The following is a 25528-nucleotide window of genomic DNA, read 5'->3' as shown; positions in this document are numbered from 1 at the left end:
AGCTTAATGACATGCCATTGGTTTATACTGATGGCATTGTTTTTTGTGTCAGTTATGGTGCACAGATGGCTTTAGAAAAACAAGAGAATCAAATACATTTAAATAAAACCAGCTCTAGCTGCGGGTGCTCAAGCATGCCGTCTCAGGAGTATTCTACACCTAGTGAAGCTATGCCTAGAAAGAGCCAATGGGTGAGTTATTATCATATTCCTCACATGGATTGTGTAGCTGAAGAGCAAATGGTGAGGATGGCTTTGGCCTCTTACGCTGACGATATTCAAGAGCTTCATTTTGATTTACCAGCACGGCATTTGGCGATTTATCACAGTGTTCAAGCTGAAAAGATCACCCAAAGCCTGCAACGTTTAGGACTAGGAGCAGAATTACAACAAACGCAGCCACATTATGAACCTGTTGAAAAACCTAAAAAGGTTCGAGCTAGCTCTTCAACCAATGCCTCACAAAAGCAAGTTTTACAATGGCTGTTACTCATTAATGGCATCATGTTTGTCATTGAGTTTATGGCAGGCATCATTGCTTCATCGACAGGATTAATCGCTGATTCGCTTGATATGTTTGCTGATGCTGCAATTTATGGCATTGCTTTATTTGTGGTAGGTAAAAATCTAAATGCACAATTAAAGGCTGCGCATCTTTCAGGATGGTTTCAGTTTGGCTTAGCCATGATTGTGTTAATTGATGTGTTGCGTCGTTTTATTTACGGCAGTGAACCTGTTTCAATTCTCATGATTTTAATTGGTGGATTGGCTCTTGCAGCCAATATTAGTTGCCTTTATTTAATGAGAGACCATAAAGAGAGTGGGGCACATATGAAGGCGAGTTATATCTTTTCTGCAAATGATGTCATCGTAAACTTGGGTGTCATTGTCGCAGGAATATTGGTTGCCATTACAGGTTCTCCTTATCCTGATTTAATGATTGGATTAATTATTGTCTTGTTTGTTTTAAATGGCGCACGAAAAATTTTACAGTTAAAAAACGAATAGTATTTTCTAAGACAGGCAAGCTTTAGATAAGGTTTGCCTTCATTTTTTATTTTAAAGTAAACTGAGTCCTCTCATAAAGGAGGAACGACCTCCCCCATATTGGGTAATCATGTCGGGACGACCTGACACTATAAAAATTAGTGAATGTTATGGCTTGGGCTATTTTAATTTTAGCAGGTGTATTTGAAATCATTTGGGCATATTCTATGAAAATGTCCGAAGGTTTTACACGTTTAACCCCTAGTGTTATTACCGTAGTTTTTATGATTTTGAGTGTAATTCTGCTTTCAATGTCAATGAAAACGTTACCCCTTGGTACTGCCTATACGGTTTGGACAGGAATTGGCGCAATCGGGTCATTTCTAGTCGGTATTTTCTTTCTTCATGAGCCTGTTGGCGCTATGCGAATGATTGCCGCTGTATTGATTGTGTCAGGTTTGGTTTTAATGAAAATTTCATCGCCGTCCTAAGAGAACAAAACTATGTTGCTGTCTTATAAGTATATCAATTCGCCTGTTGGGCAATTAAAGCTGGTTGCGAATGAAAATGCTTTGGTGGCAATACTCTGGGACAATGAAAATCCAAAACGTGTTCGACTGGCCGAGCTAGTCGAACAACTTGAGCATCCAGTTTTACTAAAGACCGAACAACAATTAAAAGAATATTTTGAAGGTAAACGCCGTGAGTTTATATTGCCACTCGATTTCGAAGGAACCGTATTTCAAAAGCAGGTCTGGTCTGCTTTACTGACCATCCCTTATGGTGAAACAAGAAGTTATAAAGATATTGCTGTTCAGATTGGCAATGAAAAAGCGGTGCGAGCAGTGGGCGCTGCAAATGGCAAAAACCCGATTTCAATTATTGCACCTTGTCACCGAGTCATTGGTGCGGGCGGTGCTTTAGTTGGTTTTGCTGGTGGGCTTGATAAGAAAGATATTTTATTAAAACTAGAGCAACAATGAGCCGTTTTTGCGCTCGATTTTTTTAGACTTTTCTACTAAGCTGTCCACTATGATATTTCATGAAGAAAGTGCTTCATGGCATCGCTTTTTTTGAAATATTGATCTTATTCAACAAACTTTGGATGTTCTAAAAATGGCTGTCGGTGACGTAACAATGCCACAAATGCATGTGGTAAAAGGTGTAAAAATTGGCTCAACAGAAGCATATGTACGTTACCAAAACCGACGAGATTTAGTCATTTTTGAGTTTGCAGAAGGTTCAAATGTTGCTGGTGTATTTACTCAAAATGCATTTTGTGCAGCACCTGTTCATGTCTCTAAAGCTCATCTTGCCGAAGGTAATCCTCGTTATTTAGTGATTAATACAGGTAATGCCAATGCAGGAACTGGACCTACAGGTTTGAAAAATGCTCAGGATACTTGTGCAAAATTGGCGGAGATTGCTGGGGTAAACAGTTTTGAAGTTCTTCCGTTTTCTACGGGGGTGATTGGTGAGCAACTTCCGATGGAACGTTTACTTGCTGGTCTTCAACCTGCATTAAATAGCGTACAAGAAGCAGCTTGGAATGATGCTGCATCTGGCATTATGACCACAGACACAGTACCTAAAGGTGCATCTGAACAATTTGAGCTAGATGGCATTACTTATACCATGACAGGTATTAGTAAAGGCGCCGGAATGATTCGCCCGAACATGGCAACCATGTTGAGCTTTGTGGCAACAGATGCACCTATTAGCCGCGATTTAGTACAAAAGCTACTAAAAACGACAGTTGAGCATTCATTTAACCGTATTACGATTGATGGCGATACCTCAACAAATGACTCTTGTATTTTTGTAGCAACAGGTCAGGCTGGTGGCGCTGAAATTACATCGGACAGTGATGCACGCTACACTAAAGTGTTAGAAGTACTTGCGCGTGTAATGAATCGTTTAGCACAGTTAATTGTTCGTGATGGTGAAGGCGCGACGAAGTTTATTACTGTGGCTGTAGAGGGTGGCGGTAACATTCAGGAGTGTTGTGACATTGCTTATAGCATTGCGCATTCACCACTTGTCAAAACTGCGCTTTTTGCATCGGACCCGAACTGGGGACGTATTTTAGCTGCAATTGGCTATGCAGGAGTCAAAGACTTAGACGTGTCTAAAATTCAAGTGTGGTTAGACGACGTACAAATCTGTAAAGATGGCGGCGCAGCTGAAGACTATACCGAAGAAGCAGGCGCGCGTGTTATGGCTCAAACCGAAATTACCATTCGTGTTGATTTAGGACGTGGTCAGGCCAAAGACACGGTATATACCTGTGACTTATCTTACGACTATGTCAAAATTAATGCTGATTACCGTTCTTAAATATCAGTTATAATCAAGCCTCGACAAAGAGGCTTTTTTATTAGCCCCAACTTTTGATATTAAATGATTCAATCCGTAAATCATTTAAGCAGTAACGTTATATGCGAGCAGGTATGCCAGCATGAAGGATAGAGAAGACGTTTTATGAGTGATGCGACTTTAATTGCCAACGATGCAAAAAACATTGTACAAGCGCATTTAGACCGTTTAGGTGAGCCAAAAGACAATCGCTTAAGTGAAGAAGCAAAACAACAAAAGTTTGCACAGATCGAAGCAGAGCTCAAAAAACGTGATGCTGTCCTTGTTGCTCATTACTATTGCGACCCTGAAGTACAGGAGCTTGCCGAAAAAACAGGTGGATGCGTTTCTGACTCTTTAGAAATGGCCCGTTTCGGACGAGATCATGCTGCCTCAACACTCGTTGTGGCTGGTGTCAAATTTATGGGAGAAACAGCAAAAATTCTGTCTCCTGAAAAAACAATTTTAATGCCGACACTTGAGGCAACCTGTTCACTCGACTTGGGCTGTCCTGTCGATGAGTTCACAGCATTTTGTGATCAGCACCCTGACCACACCGTAGTTGTTTATGCCAACACATCGGCTGCTGTTAAAGCACGTGCAGATTGGGTGGTGACTTCAAGCTGTGCTGTAGAAATTATTGAACACCTAGATAGCTTGGGCGAAAAAATTATTTGGGCACCAGATCAGCACTTAGGTCGCTATATTCAAAAGAAAACTGGTGCAGATATGTTGCTTTGGGATGGCGCATGTATTGTGCATGAAGAATTCCGTGCACGTGGCATTGCCAACATGAAAGCACTGTACCCAGATGCGGCTGTATTGGTACATCCAGAATCGCCTGAATCAGTTGTAGACATTGCCGATGCGGTAGGTAGTACCTCTCAACTGATTAAAGCTGCGCAGACTTTGCCAAATGAAAGACTCATTGTGGCAACTGACCGCGGTATTTTCTACAAAATGCAGCAAGCGGTACCCAATAAGATTTTAGTTGAAGCACCAACAGCAGGTGAGGGTGCAACTTGTCGTTCATGTGCTCACTGTCCGTGGATGGCAATGAATGAACTCGATGGGATTTTAGAAGTTTTACAAAAAGGTGATCAGGAAATACACGTCGAACCAGCACTTGCTGAACGTGCCAAAATGCCTTTAGATCGAATGTTAGCCTTTAGTGCATCGTTAAAGCGTTAAAAAAACTCAAAATGCTTGTTAAATATACATTTGATAAGGATTTTTAACTTTTTTTGACAATAGGTGTTGACGTCTGAGGGCGTCGCGCCTAGAATGCACACCGTACCGCACGATGTGCGATACAGCAAAAGCTGAGATAGATCGGAGCATAGCACAGCCTGGTAGTGCACCTGGTTTGGGACCAGGGGGTCGTAGGTTCGAATCCTACTGCTCCGACCACTTAAAATAATATTTTAAGATCGGCGAAGTATCGCATGATAAGCATCATCGGTTAAGCGCCTGTAGCTCAGTTGGATAGAGCATCCGCCTTCTAAGCGGATGGTCACAGGTTCGAATCCTGTCAGGCGCGCCACTCGGTAGCTTGGTACATAGAACTATTTGATGGTGGATGTAGCTCAGTTGGTAGAGCCCTGGATTGTGATTCCAGTTGTCGCGGGTTCGAATCCCGTCATTCACCCCAATTTCGGAGCATAGCACAGCCTGGTAGTGCACCTGGTTTGGGACCAGGGGGTCGTAGGTTCGAATCCTACTGCTCCGACCATATTTAAAAGCGTTAAAGCTTTAAAATATCCCAAAGATTAAAAAGAATTTCTTCTTGTCTTAACGATGGAAGGAATTTTTTTGTTTTCTACTTTGAAATTTTAATTCAATCGCACTCCAATATTTGAACGTGTTTATATAAGCTCTGTTCTCTGTTCTCTGTTCTCTGTTCTCTGTTCTCTGTTCTCTGTTCTCTGTTCTCTGTTCTCTGTTCTCTGTTCTCTGTTCTCTGTTCTCTGTTCTCTGTTCTCTGTTCTCTGTTCTCTGTTCTCTGTTCTCTGTTCTCTGTTCTCTGTTCTCTGTTCTCTGTTCTCTGTTATTGATATTTCTGTCTTAACTCATCTTTTTCTTGATCTGATAAAAATGCGATTTTAAGTCCATTTTCTTGAGCTGTATAAATTTGCTCAGGGCTTAAACCTGCTAATGGGGCAGCAGTTAAATATTCATGTTGTATCTCAATACCTTCTACTGCTGGGTCATCTGTATTAATGGTGGCAAGTACACCATGTTCTAAAAAAGTCTTTAATGGGTGTTCTGCTAAAGACGGTACTGTGTTGGTTTGAATGTTTGAAGTGAGGCAAGATTCAATACCAATCTCATGTTTAGCTAAATAATCTAAAAGTTTTAAATCTTGAACTGCTTTAACACCATGTCCAATTCGTTCGGCACCTAATTCTTCAATGGCTTGCCAAATACTTTCTGGGCCGGCAGCTTCACCTGCGTGTACCGTAATGTGCCAACCTGCATCACGCGCTTTTTTAAAGTGATCAATAAATAAATTGCCCGGAAAACCAAGCTCATCTCCAGCAAGATCCAACGCTTTAATATCATTTTTATGGGCAAGTAGGGCATTTAATTCTTTTTCGCAAGCTTCCTGACCAAAAGTACGGCTCATAATGCCGATTAAATTCGCTTTTACCCCGTAAGCTTGACTACCTTCTTTTACACCCGCAATAACTGCTTCAACAACGCCTTCAAGTGGGAGTTGATGGGTCATGCCCATATAACCCGGTGAAAAACGCAGCTCTACATAATCTAGGCCTTGTTGGGCAGCATCCTGCATGTTTTCAAAAGCAATGCGTTTGCAGGCATCTAGGCTTGCTAATACTTTTACGCCCCAATCGAGCTTAGATAAAAAACTTAATAAGTCAGGTTGGTTATCCATAACTTGTACGTGTGGGCGTAAAGATTCAATGTCGTAGGCAGGTAAATCCAAATTGTATTGTTGGCCCAATTCTAAAATGGTTTGAATGCGGATGTTGCCATCAAGATGACGGTGTATATCTGTAAGCGGAAGCGTTTTTGTAATCATAGATTTCTTCTTATCTGTTCGCCTTAATTCATCATGCCTGTTTAGAGCTGCTGATAAAAGTTTGGATTTGCTATGTTTTTGTGAAAAGTGTTGAGTTGAGTTTTTTGAACTTACTATATTTGTATTAGTTTTAATTTTGATGACATTGTTCTGGCCTAAGAAGATAACGCAGTCTGTGTAAGATACAAGCACCAAGATTTTTATTGTTTTTAATTTCGCTGAGCCTGTTTTTGTTGACTCTTCAATAGTGGATTGGCTGAAGAATGGTCATTGGTATTTTGCTTTTTAGTTGTAAAGATGAATAAAGGCTTGCTAAAGACCAAACTGATAAAGCGATTAATTTATCTGTAGAAATCTATTTCTAGCAAGTAAATGAAAAAGAAGAAATAGGAAGCGCTCAAATGAAGTCGGTACTTTGTCATCAAGCAAAACTACAAGTGGTGGACCAACCGAAATTAACGCCTGCTAAAGGACAGGTGTTATTAGAAGTGGTGCGATGTGGGATCTGTGGCTCTGATTTACATATGCAGCACCACTGTGATCACATGCATGATTTGGCTGCACGTGTCGGGTTTCATGGTTTAGCCAAGTCTACAGATCCGTTTGTACTAGGACATGAATTTTGTGGCAAAGTTTTGGATTATGGCCCAAAAACACGTCACAAATTTAAAGCCGATACACTCGTTTGCGCAATGCCGCTTTTAAATGTAGATCAGCATGGGTATTTGTCGACAGGGCTTTCTCCAAATGCTTCGGGCGGTTATGCTGAGCAAGTATTGGCTCAATCGAGCTTGATGTTTGAAGTACCCAACGGTCTAGATGCCGATAGTGCTGCCATGACTGAACCTATGGCGGTTGCATTGCATGCTGTTCGCCGTAGCCGTGTGAAAACTGGTGAACCTGCAATTGTGATTGGTTGTGGTCCTGTTGGGCTAGGTGTCATATTAATGCTTAAAGCAGCTGGGGTTAAAACCGTGGTTGCCAGCGACTTTTCACCAAACCGCCGTAAGCTTGCCGAGCAATGCGGTGCCGATATTGTGGTAGATCCTAAAGAGACATCGCCATTTGCCAACTGGAAAGAGTTTGGTTTGCTTGGCAATGTTTCTGACGCGATTAATATGGGCATGGGGCTGTTTGATAAGTTGCAAGCGACACGCTTACCATGGTGGCATGGATGGCGCATGATTGATAAATTGGGCGCTCTACCAAAACGTCCTGTTATTTTTGAGTGTGTGGGTGTGCCGGGTGTTTTACAACAAATTATTGAAGGTGCACCTTTATTTTCCCGAATTGTCGGGGTGGGCGTGTGCATGCAAAGTGACAAAATCGAACCCGCACTTGCGATTAATAAAGAGTTAGAAATTCAGTTTGTGTTGGGCTATACACCACTTGAGTTTAGAGATGCGCTACATATGATTGCAGAAGGGGAAGTGAATTGTTCACCGCTCATTACGGGTGTTGTTGGCTTAGAAGGTGTTACGAGTGCATTTGAAGCATTACGTGATCCTGAACAGCATGCCAAAATCTTGATTGACCCTAAACGTAGCGGTTCAGATATTCAATTAATGAGTCATTAATTCAAAGACATTTATACTTAACTAAAAGGTTGTGATCTCATCAATCACAATCTTTTTTTATGTGCATAGATTGCAATATTGAGCATAAATCAGAGCTGCTGAGCTAATTTGTATTGCTTTTTAGTTGTTCTAGTTCTTGGTAAATCCACTCAACAAATTTCTGAATGGTTGGTGATACATCTTGGCTTGAGTGAATGAGGTAGTACTTTCGGCTGCCTTTTAATTTTTTATTGGAAACAATCACCAGTTCTTTTTTTTGTAGTTCAGACTCAATCAACATTTGTGGAATTAAAGCCATTCCCATGTCATGACTGGCAGCAACGGCAAGCATTGAAAATAACTCATGGCGTTGTCCATCAAAGGGCTTCGGATGCTGGATGTGATGGGTCAGAAACCATTCTTGCCAAATGCTAGGTCGGGTGGTTTGTTGTAGCAGGGGAATTTTCAGCAAATCTTCAGAGCTTAGATCATAGATATTTTCATTAATCATCACCGCATCTGGAAAATACTTTTCGATTAGTCTTGGTGAGCACACAGGTACAATTTCTTCATCCATTAAATAATGCGCTTGTATGCCGGGCCAGTGGTCAATTTGCTGCTGAGTACCTGCAAAAATCGCAGCGTCAAAAATATTATCATTAAATAAAAAAGGTTTGGTGCTGGTCTCTAAGTGAACCGTAATTTCAGGGTGTTTTTGATTTAAAAGATGGAGCTTGGGTAACAGCCAACGCGTTGCAAAGGTAGGAACGACACCTAATTTTAATGTTCCACCTAAACCTTTATGAGAAATCACATCGGCTGTACATTTCTCTAAACCCAATAAATAAGGCTTAATACTTTTAAAATACTGCTGACCTGCAATGGTGAGTTCAACACCATGCCGAGTACGTATAAAGAGTTCAACACCCAAGAAATCTTCTAACTGCTGAATTTGGCGCGAGACTGCACTTTGGGTAATGCATAACTCTTGCGCAGCATAGGTATAACTTAGATGTTTTGCTGCACTTTCAAAGCAAATCAGGCCCTGAATGGACGGGATGCTTCTTCGCATAAATAAAATCCTTTTATTTGTGGTCATATTTCAAAACAGCATATGATCTAAATGCAGATATCCGAGTTTAGTATAAAAATAAGCCATTTTTAATGAAATACAACCAATTAAATATCTAAATTTAATATGTCTTATTTTAAATATGCGTAAGTCGCATATCTGCATGAACATTTATCGTTTGATTACTGCATTTTTCACGCATAACATCGAGTTAAATAAAGAAGATCAAATCAAGCAGAGGATGCGATGAATCACATGGTGACAACAAAAAAAGCAAAAGTTCAATTTAACTGGCAAGACCCATTTTTAATTGAACAACAGCTTACCGAAGATGAGCGCATGATTCGTGATGCGGCTCATGCCTATTGCCAAGAACGCTTGCAACCCCGTGTACTTGAACAATTCCGTCATGAAACAACAGATCCATCTATTTTTCGTGAAATGGGAGAGCTCGGTTTACTGGGCCCAACCATCCCTGAGCAATATGGCGGTGCGGGTTTGAACTATGTGAGTTATGGTTTGGTTGCACGTGAAATTGAATATGTCGACTCGGGCTACCGCTCTATGGCGAGCGTGCAAAGCTCATTGGTGATGGTTCCAATTCATGAATTTGGTACCGAAGAGCAAAAGCAGAAGTACTTACCTAAACTAGCTACTGGCGAATACATTGGCTGTTTTGGTTTGACTGAACCTGACCATGGTTCAGACCCAGGTAGTATGATTACACGTGCTAAAAAAGTTGACGGTGGTTACCGTTTAAGTGGCGCAAAAATGTGGATTACCAATAGCCCAATTGCAGATGTATTTGTGGTTTGGGCAAAAGAAGTTTCTGCTGAAGGTAATGTGGGTGATATTCGCGGCTTCATTTTAGAAAAGGGCTGGGAAGGTCTATCTGCACCTGCAATTCATGGCAAGGTGGGTTTACGTGCCTCGATTACAGGTGAAATTGTAATGGACAACGTTTTTGTACCCGAAGAGAATGCGTTCCCTGAAATTCGAGGCTTAAAAGGCCCATTTACCTGTCTAAACAGTGCTCGTTATGGCATTGCATGGGGCGCAATGGGTGCTGCCGAGTTCTGCTGGCATACTGCACATCAATACACCATGGACCGTAAACAATTTGGTCGTCCGTTGGCTGCAAATCAATTAATCCAAAAGAAACTGGCAGATATGCAAACTGAAATTGCTTTGGGTTTGCAAGTGGCTTTACGTTTTGGCCGTATGAAAGATGAAGGTATTGCTGCAGTCGAAGGCACGTCTCTCATTAAGCGTAATAACTGTGGGAAAGCACTTGATATTGCCCGCATGGCGCGTGACATGATGGGTGGAAACGGTATTAGTGACGAGTTTGGCGTAGCACGTCATTTAGTCAATCTTGAAGTCGTAAATACCTATGAAGGTACACATGACGTTCATGCTTTGATTTTAGGTCGTGCACAAACAGGTATCGCGGCATTTAGTAACTAACTCATTAATTTTTTAAAAGATAAAGGTGTTCTTTCGAGAACGCCTTTAGGGATTTTTACGCAAAAATTTATGGATAATGACAAGATTCATCGTAAGGATACTCATGTAAAGATACGCCTCTATGTACTTAAAACTAAATATAAGATGATGAAAATATAGAAGATTAAGTCATACAGAAAACATAAGTAGGCTACCGATGACTCATTTGGGAAAATGAGGAACTAAAGATGAACAATGACGTTCAAGTAATATCGAAAGAATTAAGAAATACATTTCCAAGTAACCTTGGAACATATGAAAAGATTGGACCAAATACATGGAAATGGGCGTTGTTATTTGCCTATTTTGCGATGGTAGTCGATGGCATTGATATTATGCTGCTGTCTTATAGCTTGACCAGCTTAAAGGCAGAGTTTGGTTTAAGTACCTTTCAGGCAGGCGCATTAGGTAGTGCTTCTTTGGCAGGTATGGGTATTGGCGGTATTTTGGGTGGCTGGGCATGTGACAAGTTTGGTCGCGTAAGAACTATTGCCAACTCGGTGACTTTCTTTTCTGTAGCGACTTGCTTATTGGGCTTTACGCAAAGCTTCGAGCAATTTATGGCCTTACGTTTTATTGGTGCTTTGGGTATTGGAGCACTCTATATGGCTTGTAATACCTTAATGGCTGAATATGTACCAACCACGTACCGTACAACGGTATTGGGTACGTTACAGACGGGTCAGACCGTAGGTTATATTGCAGCGACCCTATTAGCTGGCGCAATTATTCCAGATCATGGCTGGCGCGTTTTATTCTTCCTAACCGTGGTGCCTGCTTTTGTAAATATTTTCCTACAACGATTTGTACCAGAGCCAAAATCTTGGCAGCTCACCAAAATTGAAAGCTTACAAGGCAACAGACAACCTAAAGAAAGAGTGGTGGCTGAAAAGCCGAAAAGTGGCAGTATCTATAAGCAAATTTTTAATAATTTTAAGCACCGCAAGATGTTTTTGTTGTGGATGACGACAGCATTCTTCTTACAGTTTGGTTATTACGGCATTAACAACTGGATGCCAAGTTATTTAGAAACAGAAGTGCATATGAACTTTAAAAACTTAACCAGTTATATGGTGGGTTCATATACCGCAATGATTTTAGGCAAAATTTTAGCGGGTTATCTTGCTGACAAATTTAACCGCCGTGCTGTTTTTGTGTTTGGAACAATTGCCAGCGCCGTGTTCTTGCCAATCATTATTTTCTTTAATACCCCTGACAATATTTTGTATTTATTAATCACTTTTGGCTTTTTATATGGCATTCCATACGGTGTGAACGCGACTTATATGGCTGAAAGTTTTTCAACTGATGTGCGCGGAACAGCCATTGGTGGTGCCTATAACATTGGTCGTGTTGGGGCTGCGATTGCACCAGCCACGATTGGTTTCTTGGCATCGGGCGGTACGTTTACCATGGCCTTTATTGTGATGGGCGCTGCGTATTTTGTGGCGGGTGTATTGCCGGGATTATTTATTAAAGATCGTCAGTACGATCCGCAAAAACAATCATAAACAATGACAGGAAGGTACGTTGAGTACCTTCTAAAAAGATAAGGGTATCGATATGGGTGCATTACAAGGAATTCGGGTTTTAGATTTAAGTCGTGTGCTTGCAGGGCCTTGGTGCGGACAGATCTTGGCAGACCTTGGCGCGGAAGTCATTAAAATTGAACGCCCTCGGGTCGGTGATGACACCCGCATGTGGGGGCCACCATGGATGCCCGATCAAGATGGAAACATGACCCGTGAATCTGGCTACTTTCAGTGTACTAACCGTAATAAATATTCGGTTGCGGTAGACATAACTACACCCGAAGGTCAGGCTTTAATTTATGAAATTGCCAAGACTGCCGACGTGGTAATTGAAAATTATAAGACAGGGTCTTTAGCTAAATATGGCTTGGACTACGCTTCATTAAGTGAGCTAAACCCAAATATTGTGTATTGCTCGATTACTGGTTTTGGGCAAGATGGCCCACGTGCAGAAGAACCCGGCTATGATTTTATTATTCAGGGTATGTCCGGCTTAATGAGCATTACTGGTGAGCCTGATGATGTGGCAGGCGGCGGTGCGCAAAAGGTTGGTGTGGCTGTTGTAGATATTCAAACGGGATTGTATTCAACCATCGCGATTCAGGCAGCTTTGATTGCACGGTCACACACAGGACGTGGACAATATATTGATATGTCACTCCTTGATGTGCAGGTCGCGGCACTGGCAAATCAGGGAATGAACTATTTAGCTTCTGGTAAGGCACCACAGCGCATGGGTAATCAACACCCAAGTATTGTGCCGTATCAAACTTTTAAGGCCAAAGATAAAGAATTTATTATTGCTTGTGGTAACGACAAACAATTTAAAGATTTATGTATTGCGATTGGTTATCCAGAGCTACTCGAAAATGAAAAGTTTATGCGCAACCAAGACCGCGTAAAATATCGAGATGAACTGATTCCTTTATTGTCGGAGCACTTTTTGCAGAAAACTGCCAAAGAGTGGGTTGATATGATTCATGCACTTAAAGTACCCGTAGGTGTTATCAACTCTATTGAAGATGCCTTGGTTGAACCACAAATTGTACATCGCAACTTGGTGGTGAATATTCCTCATCGTTTAAATGAAAACTTCCAAACCATTGGTTCACCAATAAAGTTGTCTGATACTCCGGTTGAATACCATCATGCACCGCCAGAGTTAGGTGAACATACTGCTCAAATCTTATCGAGATTTAAAACAGCAGAAGAGCTGGCTACGTTAAAAGAAAAAGGCATTATTGATGGGAAAATTGCTTAAGCTATTGCCGCTTTTAATGTTATTCAATTTTAATGAAAACTGTGATTTGAAATAAATCACAGTTTTTTTTATTAGAAAATAAGAGTCTTAATATTTAAAAATAAGCGGTAGCTCTGGTCTAAAATCATGAATCATTCCTTGAGGTTCATGATCAAAACTAATTTCCATTAAATGCTCTGATCCATCAGTCACTTCAAAATGATCGAGCATGTTGAACAGTAACGAAGTAGGGTGCTGTTCGAGGTTTGGAATAGAAACTTTGATAGAAGTTATTTCTGATAAATCTTTGCTATGAACAAGTGGTTGTTGTTTTTCTTTCGCAGCAAGGTCTGGTCGTGAAGCAAATGAAAGGAAGAACCACATCGGCTCTGATACAACAGAATCTTTGGCAACATTTACTTCTAAGCTAGTTGGCAAATAGCTTGGCTTGTAAACCCAATTAGGAAATTTTGCACCGTTATCATCTTTATTTTTAGGACGAAAACAAATACCAAAAGGGGACGCGATATTATTTTGAGTACTTAGTCGCTCAAAAAGCAGAGTCGGTTTGGTGAGATCACTTGAGGCTTCTTCGGGGTTATTTAAAAAGATTAATTCGATAAAGCTATTTTTAAAGAAAAAGCGTCTGTTTTCTGTACCTTGACCCGGGTGCTTATTGGATGAACCTTCTGTTAGACCGAATTTTTTTAAAGTTTCAGCTTCGGGAGCGCCTGATTGTACACAAATAAAAATATGGTCCACTTCCATTTTAAGTTCTCATACTAATGTTGATGAATATTAAATAATTGATTAATAGAATTTTTCATGTTTGTCGCAAGTGTTTCATCGAAACCATCGACTAAAAAGCGGCTAATTAAGCCTTCAATCACCGTATAGATCAGCTCAGATAAAGCTTCACCATTCGGTACATTGCAGTTTTGCGCAATCAGTACTTTAATCCATTGTTTATGGGCTTTAGAAATAGAAATAATGTCTTGATCATCTTGGTTAGATTCAGCGACTGCTCTTACAAATAAACAGCCTTTAAAAAAATCTTGTCTAAACCAATTGGTGTGCCAATCCAGAATTTTATTGATGGCTTCCAACCCTGTTGCATCTCCAACATAACCCAAAAGGCTTTGCTTAAACCGTTCATCACGTGCAACGAGCACAGACTTAACCAGTTGATTTTTATTTTTATAGTACGTGTACATCGTGGTTTTTGAGCAGCCAGATTCATCGCGAATCAGATCGACACCCACCCCGACAAAACTATTTTCGTTAAATAACTTTTCGGCTGTATCTAATATTTTTAAGGCAGATTTTGACATAAAACTTTTCCAAAAAATAAAATAGTACAGATCTGTACTATTTGAAATTTTATCTATATGCTTTTTAAAAAGCAATGTCTGTTTGAGGAAAAAACCATGTTCTCGATTTTTTATGGCAAAGAAAAACTGGCTCCATCGCCCAATAAAGTTGATGTTTTAAGAAGCCTTATTGGGGGGACGCTCAGTATTTTTATACTTCTGTGGTTGAGTAAGCTCACACACAATATCTTTATCATGGCGCCGTTTGGTGCGACCTGTGTATTGCTCTATACCGTGTCACAGTCACCTTTGGCACAGCCGAGAAATATTATATTTGGACATCTTATTTCGGCTTTTGTGGGTTTATTTTTTCTAAAATTTGTCGGTGTTTCTATTTTTACAATTGCGTTATCAGTGGGCTGCGCAATTGCACTCATGCAGATTTTTAAATGCGTTCATCCACCTGCTGGAGCTAATCCTTTGGTTATTTTGCTCACCGCAAGCAGCATACATTACCAGTGGAGCTTTTTAATTTTCCCTGTTTTGGTGGGCGCAGTGTCTTTAGTTTTGGTAGCGATGCTGATTAATAACATTAAAGCGAGTACCAAGTGGCCGATGTATGGCTTGGGAATTTTAAATAGTAAAAAGTAGGCAAGGTATGAAGTATTTTGAGCTTAAAATAATGAAAGTATTCACTACGCCAAGATAGTGAATACTTTTGAATGAAATTATGATTTCTTGGAAATACGTTCTTCGATGGCAAATTTGAGTAAAGAAGCGCTGCGGTAAAAACCATGTGCGAACTTACCAAATGGCATGGTAATAAAGAATGTCATGACCGTAGCTAAATGGAAAATCAGTAAAAGTGCCATGTAAGGTGTATTGCGAAATGCCATAAGAGCTAAGCCTGAAGCACTGACTAAAATTAAAAGGAAAATAAAGCCTCGATCTACAGGTTTTTGCTCGCGGTCACCATGTAATGGATGGCGTTTAAGGTTTAAATAGAGCAAACCAGATGGCCCAATCACTAAGCCAAACCCACCCAACGTACCTAAAATAACAGGCAAGCTAAAGATAGGGTAAGGTGCATGCAGGTTAAGGAAATAGTGATATAAAGTCGCTACGCCTGTGGCTGCAAAGCAAAGCATAAAGCCATAAAACGTCAGGTGATGGAACACGCGGCGGATTTGTGTGTAACGGTCATCTTGCTCATTACAGCCCTTGCCATGTCCACCGTCTAAATATTTAAGTGTTAATACATTTTGGGTAGCTTGAACTAGATCTGGTTTCTCAACTTTGCCATGAATAACTTTAGACGTCTGTCTCCAAAATTTACTAATCCCAATGCCGAGCAGAACAATCGCAACTGTAAAGGTCGCTCCAAACAGTAGCGCTAAAAAGTTATGCGGGAAAATTGCATAAAAATTACCTTGGTAGCCTGCAAACAGGTCGGTGCCTTTGTACCACACCACAGCTAACATGCATAAAAAGAAAATAACTGATAACGCCGAAACGAATGGAATCCCGACAGACTTATAAAGTCGGCCTAAAGGCTGAGGGGTCGCAAACTCTTGGTAAGTTTCCAAACGTACTTGTGCCATCGCTTTTGGAATGTTTACACCAAACTCATGCGGCGGGGCATATTGGCAAGCGTGTAAACAAGCACCACAGTTATGGCACAGGTTTGCGAGGTAATGAATATCGGCTTGATTAAACTCAAGACGCTTGGTCATCGCCGCAAATACAGCACAAAATGACTCACAGTAACGACAAGCATTACAAATCTGTAGCGCTCTTTGAACTTCCTGCTCATGGTCAGAGAGCTGAACAACTGGAATCAGGGCTTTAGTACTAGCATTCATGTTCAACTCCTTGTGAAAGTGCGTAGTGGGCTGCATTTTTTCCGGCAATGCGTCCAAACGTTGTGCCAATCGACATGCCGACCCCTGCGGTATAACCCTGACCGAGTACGTTACCTGCCATCATTTCACCTGCGACAAACAGGTTGCGGCTTGCTTTATCGTTAAAACGCACCGCAGCATCGTCTTCGACTTTTAAGCCTAAATAGGTAAAGGTAATGCCAGGTTTAAGCGCATAGGCATAGAAGGGTGGGCGATCGAGAGGAACGGCCCAGTGGGTCTTGTTGGGAACAATATTTTGGGTAGTGCAATCATCTAAAACCGTATGGTTAAAGGTGCCTTGTACACAGGCTTGATTAAATTCTTCTACCGTGTGACAGAAGGTTTTTGCATCTAGCCCGATTTTTTCGGCCAATTCTTGAATGCTATTTGCTTTTACCCCTGCAAACACAGGTGGCATAAAGCGACCAATCGCTTTTGAGTCGATAATCGAATAGGCGATTTGCTGAGGCTGTTTGGCAACAAGACGGCCCCAAATCGCATAACGTTTTGGCCAGAAGTCTTCGCCTTCATCGTAAAAACGTTCGGCTTTGTTATTAACCACAATTCCCAGTGAAACGCAGTCAATACGGGTGCAGATGCCGCCGTCATATAACGGTGCGCGTGCATCTACGGCCACACAGTGCGATTGTGATGGGTCACCAATAATATCGGCGCCTTGATCTATCATAAATTTGAGCAAGTTGCCTTGATTAAAGCGGGTTCCGCGAATAATGAAATTATCGGCAGGCCATTCACCGTTTTCATTTTGTCCCCATGCTTCTCTTAACCATTCCAGATTTGACTCAAAACCACCTGCGGCCAATACACAGCTTTTTGCTTTAAACACACGACCATCTTCAGCAATTGCGGCTTCAAAATGTCCTTGGTTTAACTTTAGATCTTTAATTTTTGTGTTGTATAAAATCTCAATACCAAGTTCTTGGGCACTTCGGTAATACGCATTAATGAGGGCTTTACCGCCACCCATAAAAAAGGCATTGGTACGTGCAACATGCAAAGCACCCGATAGCGGCGGCTGAAAATTCACACCATGTTTACGCATCCAGTCGCGGCAGGTTGCTGTACTACGAATGACCAGACGAGCTAAGTGTTCATTGGTTTTTCCAGCAGTGACTTTAAGTAGGTCTTGCCAATATTCTTCTTCTGGGTAAGCATCGACTAATACATCTTGAGGAGCATCATGCATGCAGCGAAGGTTACGAGTGTGTTGTGAGTTACCACCACGCCATTCTTTAGGTGCTGCTTCTATTACTAGCACAGACGCGCCACTTTCTTTTGCCGTGAGCGCGGCACACAGTGCGGCATTCCCACCACCAATTACAATCACATCATGCATGGATTTCTCCCTTTCTCAGCTAGGGCTAATGTAGCTTTAAAAGAGAAGGTGGAGTGAGAGGCTGGGTTTGAATGGGTGTTTAGTAAAAATAAACACTAATGGCTTAAGTGTTTATGAGCTCCGCACCTGGCCAGCGTTTTTCATTAATCAAGTTGGTCACACAAGCACGAATCACTACTTTGGTGGCTAAAGTAGCAGGCGAGAGTTCTTCTTCAGACAGACTAATTAAATAGTTAATACGCTCAATAGCAGGTTCTACAATGCGCAGTAAACATAAGTCCTGCCGCGAGTTTAACGATGCACCCGCAGGTTGAATGGTTGCCATTTCGAGTTGGCTAATGCTTTCCATTAACAAATGCAGCCCATCAATTTCATAGGCCACTTTAAGCTGATGAATTTTCTGTTCGAGCAACAAGCGCAGCCCATGTCGTTGGCTCGGTAAAATCAGCGGAAGTTCTTTAAGCTGTGAATGAGTAATGGTTTGAGTGTCTATGCAGCTTTCAATATGGTACTGACTCAGCACTTCTTTAGGCGAGATTAAAAACATTTGCTCTTTGACTAAAGGCTGGATGGCCCACTGTGGGTCGACGTCGTCACTAAAGATGATGGCAACATCGAGCTGCCTTGCATTAACTAATGCCTTGAGGTCACCCGATAAACCTTCAATTAGACGGACTTTAATGTCGGGGTAGCGGTTTCTCATGAGTTTTAAAAAGTGTGTGCCAATAACCGACGCGACACTTGGCGAAAAACCGACAGTGACGTGACCACTTAAACGTGAAGAATGTGCAGAGTCTACAGCATGGTCTAAGTGTCTAAGCGCCAGTTGAACCTGTTGAAAAAAAGCTAAACCCGCAGGGGTGGGAACTGTACCCAAAGCAGTACGTTGTAAAAGGCGAATAGAAAGCTCGCTTTCTAATTTTGAGATTTGCTGACTTAATGCAGAAGTTCCAATATCGAGATTTTTTGCAGCTTTACCCAAGCTTCCTGACTCGATCACCGCAATAAAATACTTGAGTTGTTTGAGTTCCACGGCAAATACTACATTGTCCTTTATTGGTTATTCTACACTGGTTTATCGCTATACATTTTGTTCTATTACGCTGAGTAAACCACCAACAGAGTAAAGGCAACATCACCTCAAGATGTTGCCTTTTAGAGCTTTTATTGTTTAACCTGCTCAAGACCCTGTTCTTCAATAATTTGTGTTGCTTGTGGTGACTTCACAAATTTGATGAGTTCTTTTGCGACTTTTTCATGTTCAGAGTTTTTACCAATGCCTGCTGCAAATACAGTGACTTTCTGGTAAGGCGCAGGAATTGGACCGACTAAATCAACTTGACCATATTGGCCTGTAAAAGGTTTGATTTCACTAATTTGCTGGAAACCAATATCAAACTGACCTTCAGCAATACGTTTTGCAACGCGGTCACCGACCACTTTTTCTGCTTTACCAGAAATCACTTTGTACTCGACAGGTGGGAAGCTTGGGAAAACATCTTTTTCAAGATGCGTGCCGCTCGCACTTGCTGAATAGCCTATGTGCTTAGCATTTAATAAAACTTTTTCGAATTTTGCCGCAGAGGTAATATCTGGTTTTGGTGCACCTTTAGGCACAGCCATGCCAATGCTTGAATTGACTAAAGCACTTTGTGAACTTGGGTCTACATAACCTTTCTCTGCAAGCTTGTTCAGTTCAGGAGCAGCCAATACCACCACATCAAAATGTTCACCACGATCGAGTCGATTTGGAATTGCAGTTGGTGATGCACCCATTGATGAACCAGACGAAAGGTGAACCGTGTGACCAGTTTGCTTTTCAAATATTGGAATGAGTTTTTCCATAGATGAATAGAAACCGCCTGAGCTAATCACTTCGAGTGTATCTGCGTTAGCAAGCGTTGAGCCTAAACCTGCACCAGCTAAGCAAATGGTCATGAAGATAGGGGACTTTTTCATAGTATCTCGCTTTAATGATAGGAGAGCACAGTACGGCTGCAACATCCGCCGTACTGTTCATTAAAATTTCAGGTTAAGTAGTTATTGTTTTAAGCGCTAACCTTCGCAGGTTCAGCAATTGGGTCTGCATTCTTCTGCTTAGAACCACGGCATAAATACAAGCTTGAGATTAAGCTACATACAGCTGCTAACATCAGCCAGAATGCTGGTGTGCTTGCATTGCCTGTGTTTTCGACAAGGTACGTACAAGCCATTGGAGTCATACCACCAAAAATAGCGGCTGCAAGGCTGAACGCTAAAGAGAAGCCAACGGTACGTACACGTTTTGGCATTACTTCGGCAAGCGTTGCGACCATGGTGCCGTTGTACATACCAAAGAAGAACGAGAAGTAAGCAAGCGTAATAATTAGATTGGTAAAGCTAATGTCACTCACTAACCAGCTTAAAACTGGATAAGTTGTAAAGATGGCAAGGGTTGTAATGCCGACTAAAACTGGACGACGACCAATTTTGTCTGAAAGTAAGCCACCCATTGGTAACCAGAAGAAATTGGATAAACCCACAAATACGGTTGCTAAAAGGCTATCTGTTACCGACATTTCTAGAGTACGTTTTGCATACACAGTGGTGTAAACCGTAATGAAATAGAACGTGGTTGTGGTCATGGCACTCATCATCATGCCCGCAAGTACGATGCGCCAGTTGCTCGCAAGCGTGCTGAAAATTTCTTTGGTCGATGGATGAGTTTTTTGCGCTTTAAAGTCTTCAGTTTCTTCTAACGTACGGCGGAACAAGAAGATTAAAGGAATAATCAAACAACCAATTAAGAACGGAATGCGCCAGCCCCATTCACCCACTTGAGCAGTAGTTAAAATGGTGTTGAGCCAGTAGCCAAGTAATGCTGCAAATACAACCGCAATTTGTTGGCTGCCAGATTGCCAGCTTGTGATAAATCCACGGTTTTTATCTGTTGCAATTTCAGCTAGATAAATCGATACACCACCAGATTCAACACCTGCCGAGAAGCCTTGTAATAGACGTCCAATCACCACCAAAATTGGCGCAATAATACCAATGGTTTCATAACCCGGTACAAAGGTAATTAAGATGGTTCCGATTGCCATAAGGCTTAAAGTCACAATAAGACCTTTACGTCGACCAACTCTGTCGACATAAGCGCCTAAGAAAATAGCGCCGAGAGGACGCATAAGAAAACCCGCAGCAAATACGGTAAATGTCATCATTAAAGAGACATATTCATTTTCAGAGTGGAAAAATTTTGCTGCGATATAAGTAGCATAGAAACCAAAAAGAAAAAAATCGTACTGTTCTAAAAAGTTGCCACTCGTTACATTTAATATTTTTTTAAAAGTAGCCCTACGGTTATTCACGACATCCATTGGAGACCTCCTTGGCCTGACAAAATGGAAACATTCACGATCTTCAATTGAGGGCTTTAAAATTGACTCATTCAATAAACCTAAATAGGAAATGGGTTAGAGATGAGATTTAAAGGTATCCTTGGTAGAAAATGTGATGCCTTGTTTCCAGTTCAAACTACACATCTATAAGTCGATAAACAGAAATTCACTTATCATTCAGATGAAAATGTAATCTCAAACGGCAGGAGGGAGTGAGAGGGCAAAATTAATTAGGTATTTAATAAAATTAATGACCCTTTATAAAATAATTTCAGAACACGGCCATATTTGGTTTTGAATCAACTCTTTTACACAGGCTTTAATTGCTGATTTTGCAGCCAGTGCAGCAGGTGATAATTCTTCTTCGGCAAGGCTCACCAAGTAATTGATTCGCTCAACTTCAGGATCAATCAATTTAAGTAGTTGAAGCTTGTGTTTGTACTCTTGCAGACAAGCACTTCCGGGGCGAACACTTGCAAGGTCAAGGTGAATCAGGCTGTCCATGAGTAAGTGTAGACCATCAATTTCATAGACAACATTAAGCTGCCCAATCTTATGCTCAAGCAATTTTCTTAAGCTATGACGCTGCCTTGGTAATACTAAAGGAATATCACCAATTTGCTGAGACTGAATAATTCCGCTTTTGATACAGTCTGCAAGACCGTATTTTTCGAGCACTTCTTTACGTGCCATTAAATACATTTGTTCACGTACCAAAGGTTGTATCGACCACTGTTTATCAATTTCATTGGTAAAAATAATGGCAATATCAAGCTGACGCGAATTAATCGACTGAATCAGGTTGCCTGAAAGCGTCTCGACAATTTCTAGACGAATGTCTGGATAGCGTTCAGACATAAGTTTCATTAAAGGGATGCCAATTAAAGCGGTAATGGTGGGCGGAAAACCAAGGCTGACATGGCCTGAAAGCCGAGCTGAATGTGCAGCGTCTATTGCGAAGTTAACTTGACGCAAAATAAGTTGAGAGTGTTTTAAAAAGGCCAGACCCGCGGGTGTAGGCGTGACGCCAAAAGCATTACGCTGTAATAAGCGAATGCTTAGCTCTTGTTCTAGCTTACTAATTTGCTGACTAATGGCCGAAGCGCCGACATCGAGTTTTTGGGCAGCTTTACCAATACTGCCTGCTTCAACCACCGTCAAAAAATATTTTATTTGCTTGATTTCCATAATAAATGTATTCGCTCATCATCCTTGATTTATAGAAATATGAAGGATTGGAAAATCTATCATGCGTTTTAATATTAACAGCAATAAATACAAAAGTTTCTTAAAAAATTATCTGAAAGTTTTAAATCTTTTTCGTCTTTAATCTTGAGTCCAAATGAACTTATCTCATTTCAGAGAGACAATCTTATAATTTTTAATATGGCATCCACAGTCAACGATTTGGCGTTTGGGGCTAAGCACACCACTCAAAATCTAAATAAAGTGAACAATCAAAATAAAAAAATCCAGGATGGATCGATGATTTTTGTCGTAAGAAGTAGAACATTAGTATTGGGAATAGCTTCAATTTGTACAAGTGCATTACATGCTGCGGCATTTGATAAAACAGGCCAATCCGTATCAGCATTTTTACAACCGGGAAATTACTTTGAAGCAAGTCTTGGTGTGACAGATACTGATTTAAAAGGAGTGGAATCTGGTACTAACCCTTCCCATCAGTCAATTTCCGACATTGCCAATACAGATTATCGGCCGACTGCGGCTTTAAAATTTCAGCTTGCACCGCAGTATTCATTTGGGTTGCTTTACGATCAGCCTTTTGGTGCTGACACAGAATATTCTGGTGTAAATGGCTTTATCGCAACGCCGAAAGACACAGTTATGCTTCCCGGTATTACGACTACAAGCCTTGCAAATGCTACTTCTGGTCAAGTTCCCACAGGAAATGCAAAATCGGAATTTGATATTCAAAGTTTCAGCTTCATTGCCGGATATCAGCCTAATAAAAACTGGAATATTTTTGCAGGGCCGGTTTATCAAACTTTCAAAAGTCAGGTCAATTTAAGAGGCAATGTATTTAGTCTTTATAATGGCTATGACTTTCAAACTAAAACTGTGGGTGATTGGGGCTGGTTAGCTGGACTGGCTTATCAAATTCCTGAAAAGGCCGTTAAAGTTTCACTTACCTATCGTTCTGCCATTACCCACAAAGTAAACGCAACTGAAAATGCGCCGTTAATTGATATGTTAACGACTCAGCAAGGACGCGATTTAGTTAGCCAACATCTCGACTATATGATTTCTATCGGGCAGATGACCGAGCAAAAGAAAAACTATTTAAATCATATTATTTCAGAGTTACCCAATAGCGAAGGCTCTGGCCCAACCAAATTTAAATCTCCAAACTCAGTGAATTTAGAATTTCAAACAGGTTTACGCCAAGGAACTTTATTGTTTGGGAGCTTGCGCTGGGTAAATTGGAGTGATTTGGCGCTACAACCTTACCGTTTTGGTGAAATTTCAAAAGTTATTGGGGGATTATCAACACCAAGCCGTCCAGAAGGGTTTAATTTGGTTCGTTATGATGATGACCAGTGGGCTTTAAATTTAGGACTAGGGCAACGTTTTTCACCTAAATGGCTAGGTTCTGTGTCAGTGGGCTGGGACTCGGGAGCTGGCGATAAAGTTTCAACGGGTGGCCCAACCAAGGGATATTACAACTTAGGAGTGGGAGCCCAATACAGTCCAACATCGCAATACTTTATTTCTGGTGGTGTGAAATATTACTGGTTAGGCGATGCAAAAGCTCAGCTTGGCGCACAGGCAGGCAGTGACTATTATGTGGGTGAGTTTAAGGATAATCACTCTATAAGCTATGGCTTAAAAATAGGATATAAATTTTAAAATTAAATCATTCATTTATAAGGTTTTAATTACATGAATAAAATCATCAAAAATGGCATATTTTTAGGGTTATCGACTTTGATGGCAGGTTATGGAACTGTCCTCCATGCCGAAGTAAACCCATCTAATTTACCTACTGTCTCACAAAAAGCGTTAACGATTATTGATGGACAAACAGAATGGTTAAGTAAGGTTTATAAAGATATTCATGAACACCCTGAACTTGGGTTTATGGAAACGCGTACCTCTGCCATTGTTGCCAAAGAGCTTAAGTCATTAGGGTTTGATGTTAAAACTGGCATAGCCAAGACAGGTGTGGTCGGCATTTTGAAAAATGGTAATGGGCCAACGGTCATGTACCGTGCCGACATGGATGCCAATACTGTTCAAGAAGCGACTGGCTTACCTTATGCAAGTAAAGTGCGGGTAAAACTTGACGATGGAACCGAAACGCCTGTTGCACACATGTGTGGCCATGATGCACATGTGACATGGATGCTCAGTATGGCAAAAACCTTAGTCGCTTTAAAAAAGGAATGGAGCGGAACTATTATTTTAGTCGCACAACCTGCTGAAGAGCCTATAACGGGTGCTAAAGCTATGGTGACTGACGGTTTGTGGACAAAATACAACTTACCAAAACCTGATTATTTCTTTGCAGTACATACCACACCTGCACCTGTTGGAGTCGTAATCAATGCACCGGGACCACGCATGGCGGGAACCGATCAGCTCGATGTTTTATTTAAAGGCGTGGGTGGGCATGGGTCATTACCAATGCTAACCAAAAATCCAATTAGTATGGCGGCAAATGCAGTAACTCAATATCAAACTATTATGAGTAACGCAGTCGACCCTCAACAAGCAGCAGTTTTATCGATTGGCTCGATCCAAGCCGGAAATTCGAATAATGTGATTCCTTCTACTGCACTGGTCAAAATGAACTTGCGTTGGTTTGATCCAAAAATACGCGAAACCATGTTAAATAACATTAAGTTCATGAGTGAAGGTGCTGCCGAAATGCAGGGCATGGGTAAAGATCAATTGCCTACTTTTACCTTTAAGGGTTCAAGTACGCCTGTAGTCAATAATAAAGAATTCTCTGCGCGTTTAAATGGACCACTAAAAGCTTTGCTAGGCGACAAACATGTTCTAACTGAATATCCCGCCGTTATGGGTTCTGAAGATGTTCACCATTTGTTAGGTGATCAAAAAGACATTCCGTTTAACTTTATGTTCATTGGCGTGGCAGATCCGGTTGTGTTTGCCAATGCAGTAAAGCAAGGCAAACCTGTGCCTTATATTCCGCATAGTCCGAACTATGTTGTAGATTTAAAAGCCTTGCCTGTCGGGGCTAAAGTCACCACGGTGTCTATGCTTGAACTGTTAAATAAAAAATAAGATATTCATAAAAAAAGA

22 protein-coding genes and 4 tRNA genes are annotated in these 25528 nt (G+C 41.1%); 16 read left to right on the top strand and 10 right to left on the bottom strand.

Annotation, left to right across the window (positions count from 1 at the left end; translation table 11 throughout):
- Positions 1 to 11 precede the first annotated feature (11 nt).
- From AOLE_RS16205 to AOLE_RS16165, 9 genes are all read left to right on the top strand, one after another.
- Positions 12 to 1007 carry a cation transporter gene (locus AOLE_RS16205; protein ID WP_013198889.1) on the top strand — a complete coding sequence of 332 codons (996 nt, stop codon included), beginning with the start codon at positions 12 to 14 and terminating at the stop codon, positions 1005 to 1007.
- Positions 1008 to 1156: 149 nt separating this feature from the next.
- A complete protein-coding gene (locus tag AOLE_RS16200) occupies positions 1157 to 1477 on the top strand; it encodes a DMT family transporter (protein WP_013198888.1) in 321 nt (106 codons plus the stop codon).
- A gap of 12 nt (positions 1478 to 1489) precedes the next feature.
- On the top strand, positions 1490 to 1969 hold the full coding sequence (locus AOLE_RS16195) for a methylated-DNA--[protein]-cysteine S-methyltransferase (RefSeq protein ID WP_013198887.1): 480 nt from the start codon (positions 1490 to 1492) through the stop codon (positions 1967 to 1969).
- Positions 1970 to 2102: 133 nt separating this feature from the next.
- Complete coding sequence (gene argJ, locus AOLE_RS16190) at positions 2103 to 3323, top strand: bifunctional glutamate N-acetyltransferase/amino-acid acetyltransferase ArgJ (RefSeq protein WP_013198886.1); 1221 nt, start codon at positions 2103 to 2105, stop codon at positions 3321 to 3323.
- Between the two features lie 144 nt (positions 3324 to 3467).
- Positions 3468 to 4532, top strand: a complete 1065-nt coding sequence (gene nadA / locus AOLE_RS16185; protein ID WP_013198885.1) for a quinolinate synthase NadA — start codon at positions 3468 to 3470, stop codon at positions 4530 to 4532.
- Positions 4533 to 4674: 142 nt separating this feature from the next.
- Positions 4675 to 4751 (top strand) — tRNA-Pro (locus AOLE_RS16180).
- Between the two features lie 56 nt (positions 4752 to 4807).
- Positions 4808 to 4884: transfer RNA gene (locus tag AOLE_RS16175), tRNA-Arg, on the top strand.
- 32 nt (positions 4885 to 4916) lie between these two features.
- A tRNA-His gene (locus AOLE_RS16170) sits at positions 4917 to 4992 on the top strand.
- Positions 4993 to 4996: 4 nt separating this feature from the next.
- Positions 4997 to 5073: transfer RNA gene (locus tag AOLE_RS16165), tRNA-Pro, on the top strand.
- Positions 5074 to 5388: 315 nt separating this feature from the next.
- On the opposite strand, the gene add is transcribed toward AOLE_RS16165, so the two are convergent.
- Positions 5389 to 6384 (bottom strand): adenosine deaminase, encoded by a 996-nt coding sequence (add, locus tag AOLE_RS16160; RefSeq protein WP_013198884.1) that lies wholly within the window; start codon positions 6382 to 6384, stop codon positions 5389 to 5391.
- A 401-nt stretch (positions 6385 to 6785) separates the two neighbouring features.
- On the opposite strand from add, the gene AOLE_RS16155 reads away from it, so the two are divergent.
- Entirely contained in the window at positions 6786 to 7961 is a 1176-nt protein-coding gene (locus tag AOLE_RS16155) for a zinc-binding dehydrogenase (RefSeq protein ID WP_013198883.1), read from the top strand.
- 103 nt (positions 7962 to 8064) lie between these two features.
- Here AOLE_RS16155 and AOLE_RS16150 read toward each other — a convergent pair whose 3' ends face one another.
- Positions 8065 to 9012 (bottom strand): LysR substrate-binding domain-containing protein, encoded by a 948-nt coding sequence (locus AOLE_RS16150; RefSeq protein ID WP_013198882.1) that lies wholly within the window; start codon positions 9010 to 9012, stop codon positions 8065 to 8067.
- A 246-nt stretch (positions 9013 to 9258) separates the two neighbouring features.
- Here AOLE_RS16150 and AOLE_RS16145 point away from each other — a divergent pair, with 246 nt between their 5' ends.
- The 3 genes from AOLE_RS16145 (at position 9259) to AOLE_RS16135 (ending at position 13311) form a co-directional block, all read left to right on the top strand.
- Entirely contained in the window at positions 9259 to 10479 is a 1221-nt protein-coding gene (locus AOLE_RS16145; RefSeq protein WP_023274314.1) for an acyl-CoA dehydrogenase, read from the top strand.
- 227 nt (positions 10480 to 10706) lie between these two features.
- The gene (locus AOLE_RS16140; RefSeq protein WP_013198880.1) at positions 10707 to 12029 is read left to right on the top strand and encodes an MFS transporter; all 1323 of its coding nucleotides are present in this window, start codon (positions 10707 to 10709) and stop codon (positions 12027 to 12029) included.
- Between the two features lie 52 nt (positions 12030 to 12081).
- Positions 12082 to 13311, top strand: a complete 1230-nt coding sequence (locus tag AOLE_RS16135) for a CaiB/BaiF CoA transferase family protein (protein WP_013198879.1) — start codon at positions 12082 to 12084, stop codon at positions 13309 to 13311.
- An 87-nt stretch (positions 13312 to 13398) separates the two neighbouring features.
- Here AOLE_RS16135 and AOLE_RS16130 read toward each other — a convergent pair whose 3' ends face one another.
- Both AOLE_RS16130 and AOLE_RS16125 read right to left on the bottom strand, forming a co-directional pair.
- Positions 13399 to 14058 (bottom strand): VOC family protein, encoded by a 660-nt coding sequence (locus AOLE_RS16130; RefSeq protein ID WP_013198878.1) that lies wholly within the window; start codon positions 14056 to 14058, stop codon positions 13399 to 13401.
- 14 nt (positions 14059 to 14072) lie between these two features.
- A complete protein-coding gene (locus AOLE_RS16125) occupies positions 14073 to 14621 on the bottom strand; it encodes a TetR/AcrR family transcriptional regulator (protein WP_013198877.1) in 549 nt (182 codons plus the stop codon).
- A gap of 96 nt (positions 14622 to 14717) precedes the next feature.
- Between AOLE_RS16125 and AOLE_RS16120 the strand changes: the two genes are divergently transcribed.
- Complete coding sequence (locus AOLE_RS16120) at positions 14718 to 15251, top strand: HPP family protein (RefSeq protein ID WP_013198876.1); 534 nt, start codon at positions 14718 to 14720, stop codon at positions 15249 to 15251.
- Between the two features lie 77 nt (positions 15252 to 15328).
- Here AOLE_RS16120 and tcuB read toward each other — a convergent pair whose 3' ends face one another.
- The 6 genes from tcuB to AOLE_RS16090 form a co-directional block, all read right to left on the bottom strand.
- Positions 15329 to 16462: a tricarballylate utilization 4Fe-4S protein TcuB gene (gene tcuB / locus AOLE_RS16115; RefSeq protein WP_013198875.1), complete on the bottom strand. Its 1134-nt coding sequence runs from the start codon at positions 16460 to 16462 to the stop codon at positions 15329 to 15331.
- Positions 16452 to 17858, bottom strand: coding sequence for an FAD-dependent tricarballylate dehydrogenase TcuA (gene tcuA / locus AOLE_RS16110; protein WP_013198874.1), 1407 nt, complete (start codon positions 17856 to 17858; stop codon positions 16452 to 16454). The genes tcuB and tcuA overlap by 11 nt, the downstream gene beginning before the upstream one ends.
- Before the next feature lie 103 nt (positions 17859 to 17961).
- Positions 17962 to 18891 (bottom strand): LysR family transcriptional regulator, encoded by a 930-nt coding sequence (locus AOLE_RS16105; RefSeq protein WP_013198873.1) that lies wholly within the window; start codon positions 18889 to 18891, stop codon positions 17962 to 17964.
- A 131-nt stretch (positions 18892 to 19022) separates the two neighbouring features.
- Positions 19023 to 19817 (bottom strand): substrate-binding domain-containing protein, encoded by a 795-nt coding sequence (locus AOLE_RS16100; RefSeq protein WP_013198872.1) that lies wholly within the window; start codon positions 19815 to 19817, stop codon positions 19023 to 19025.
- Positions 19818 to 19906: 89 nt separating this feature from the next.
- On the bottom strand, positions 19907 to 21217 hold the full coding sequence (tcuC, locus tag AOLE_RS16095; RefSeq protein ID WP_009390595.1) for an MFS transporter: 1311 nt from the start codon (positions 21215 to 21217) through the stop codon (positions 19907 to 19909).
- A gap of 279 nt (positions 21218 to 21496) precedes the next feature.
- Positions 21497 to 22426, bottom strand: a complete 930-nt coding sequence (locus AOLE_RS16090) for a LysR family transcriptional regulator (protein ID WP_005302915.1) — start codon at positions 22424 to 22426, stop codon at positions 21497 to 21499.
- Positions 22427 to 22723: 297 nt separating this feature from the next.
- Between AOLE_RS16090 and AOLE_RS16085 the strand changes: the two genes are divergently transcribed.
- Both AOLE_RS16085 and AOLE_RS16080 read left to right on the top strand, forming a co-directional pair.
- Positions 22724 to 24109 (top strand): long-chain fatty acid transporter, encoded by a 1386-nt coding sequence (locus tag AOLE_RS16085; RefSeq protein WP_013198871.1) that lies wholly within the window; start codon positions 22724 to 22726, stop codon positions 24107 to 24109.
- Positions 24110 to 24142: 33 nt separating this feature from the next.
- On the top strand, positions 24143 to 25510 hold the full coding sequence (locus tag AOLE_RS16080) for an amidohydrolase (RefSeq protein ID WP_013198870.1): 1368 nt from the start codon (positions 24143 to 24145) through the stop codon (positions 25508 to 25510).
- Positions 25511 to 25528 lie beyond the last annotated feature (18 nt).

Origin of the sequence: Acinetobacter oleivorans DR1, assembly GCF_000196795.1 — a bacterium.
GTDB classification, from domain to species: Bacteria; Pseudomonadota; Gammaproteobacteria; order Pseudomonadales; family Moraxellaceae; genus Acinetobacter; species Acinetobacter oleivorans.
This window is presented reverse-complemented; position numbering and strand designations above follow the sequence as displayed.

Bases quoted from the DNA above. Each gene is read 5' to 3' on its own strand.
- AOLE_RS16205 (WP_013198889.1), top strand. From the start codon at position 12: ATGCCATTGGTTTATACTGATGGCATTGTTTTTTGTGTCAGTTATGGT.
- AOLE_RS16200 (WP_013198888.1), top strand. From the start codon at position 1,157: ATGGCTTGGGCTATTTTAATTTTAGCAGGTGTATTTGAAATCATTTGG.
- AOLE_RS16195 (WP_013198887.1), top strand. From the start codon at position 1,490: ATGTTGCTGTCTTATAAGTATATCAATTCGCCTGTTGGGCAATTAAAG.
- argJ (WP_013198886.1), top strand. From the start codon at position 2,103: ATGGCTGTCGGTGACGTAACAATGCCACAAATGCATGTGGTAAAAGGT.
- nadA (WP_013198885.1), top strand. From the start codon at position 3,468: ATGAGTGATGCGACTTTAATTGCCAACGATGCAAAAAACATTGTACAA.
- add (WP_013198884.1), bottom strand. From the start codon at position 6,384: ATGATTACAAAAACGCTTCCGCTTACAGATATACACCGTCATCTTGAT.
- AOLE_RS16155 (WP_013198883.1), top strand. From the start codon at position 6,786: ATGAAGTCGGTACTTTGTCATCAAGCAAAACTACAAGTGGTGGACCAA.
- AOLE_RS16150 (WP_013198882.1), bottom strand. From the start codon at position 9,012: ATGCGAAGAAGCATCCCGTCCATTCAGGGCCTGATTTGCTTTGAAAGT.
- AOLE_RS16145 (WP_023274314.1), top strand. From the start codon at position 9,259: ATGAATCACATGGTGACAACAAAAAAAGCAAAAGTTCAATTTAACTGG.
- AOLE_RS16140 (WP_013198880.1), top strand. From the start codon at position 10,707: ATGAACAATGACGTTCAAGTAATATCGAAAGAATTAAGAAATACATTT.
- AOLE_RS16135 (WP_013198879.1), top strand. From the start codon at position 12,082: ATGGGTGCATTACAAGGAATTCGGGTTTTAGATTTAAGTCGTGTGCTT.
- AOLE_RS16130 (WP_013198878.1), bottom strand. From the start codon at position 14,058: ATGGAAGTGGACCATATTTTTATTTGTGTACAATCAGGCGCTCCCGAA.
- AOLE_RS16125 (WP_013198877.1), bottom strand. From the start codon at position 14,621: ATGTCAAAATCTGCCTTAAAAATATTAGATACAGCCGAAAAGTTATTT.
- AOLE_RS16120 (WP_013198876.1), top strand. From the start codon at position 14,718: ATGTTCTCGATTTTTTATGGCAAAGAAAAACTGGCTCCATCGCCCAAT.
- tcuB (WP_013198875.1), bottom strand. From the start codon at position 16,462: ATGAATGCTAGTACTAAAGCCCTGATTCCAGTTGTTCAGCTCTCTGAC.
- tcuA (WP_013198874.1), bottom strand. From the start codon at position 17,858: ATGCATGATGTGATTGTAATTGGTGGTGGGAATGCCGCACTGTGTGCC.
- AOLE_RS16100 (WP_013198872.1), bottom strand. From the start codon at position 19,817: ATGAAAAAGTCCCCTATCTTCATGACCATTTGCTTAGCTGGTGCAGGT.
- tcuC (WP_009390595.1), bottom strand. From the start codon at position 21,217: ATGGATGTCGTGAATAACCGTAGGGCTACTTTTAAAAAAATATTAAAT.
- AOLE_RS16090 (WP_005302915.1), bottom strand. From the start codon at position 22,426: ATGGAAATCAAGCAAATAAAATATTTTTTGACGGTGGTTGAAGCAGGC.
- AOLE_RS16085 (WP_013198871.1), top strand. From the start codon at position 22,724: ATGATTTTTGTCGTAAGAAGTAGAACATTAGTATTGGGAATAGCTTCA.
- AOLE_RS16080 (WP_013198870.1), top strand. From the start codon at position 24,143: ATGAATAAAATCATCAAAAATGGCATATTTTTAGGGTTATCGACTTTG.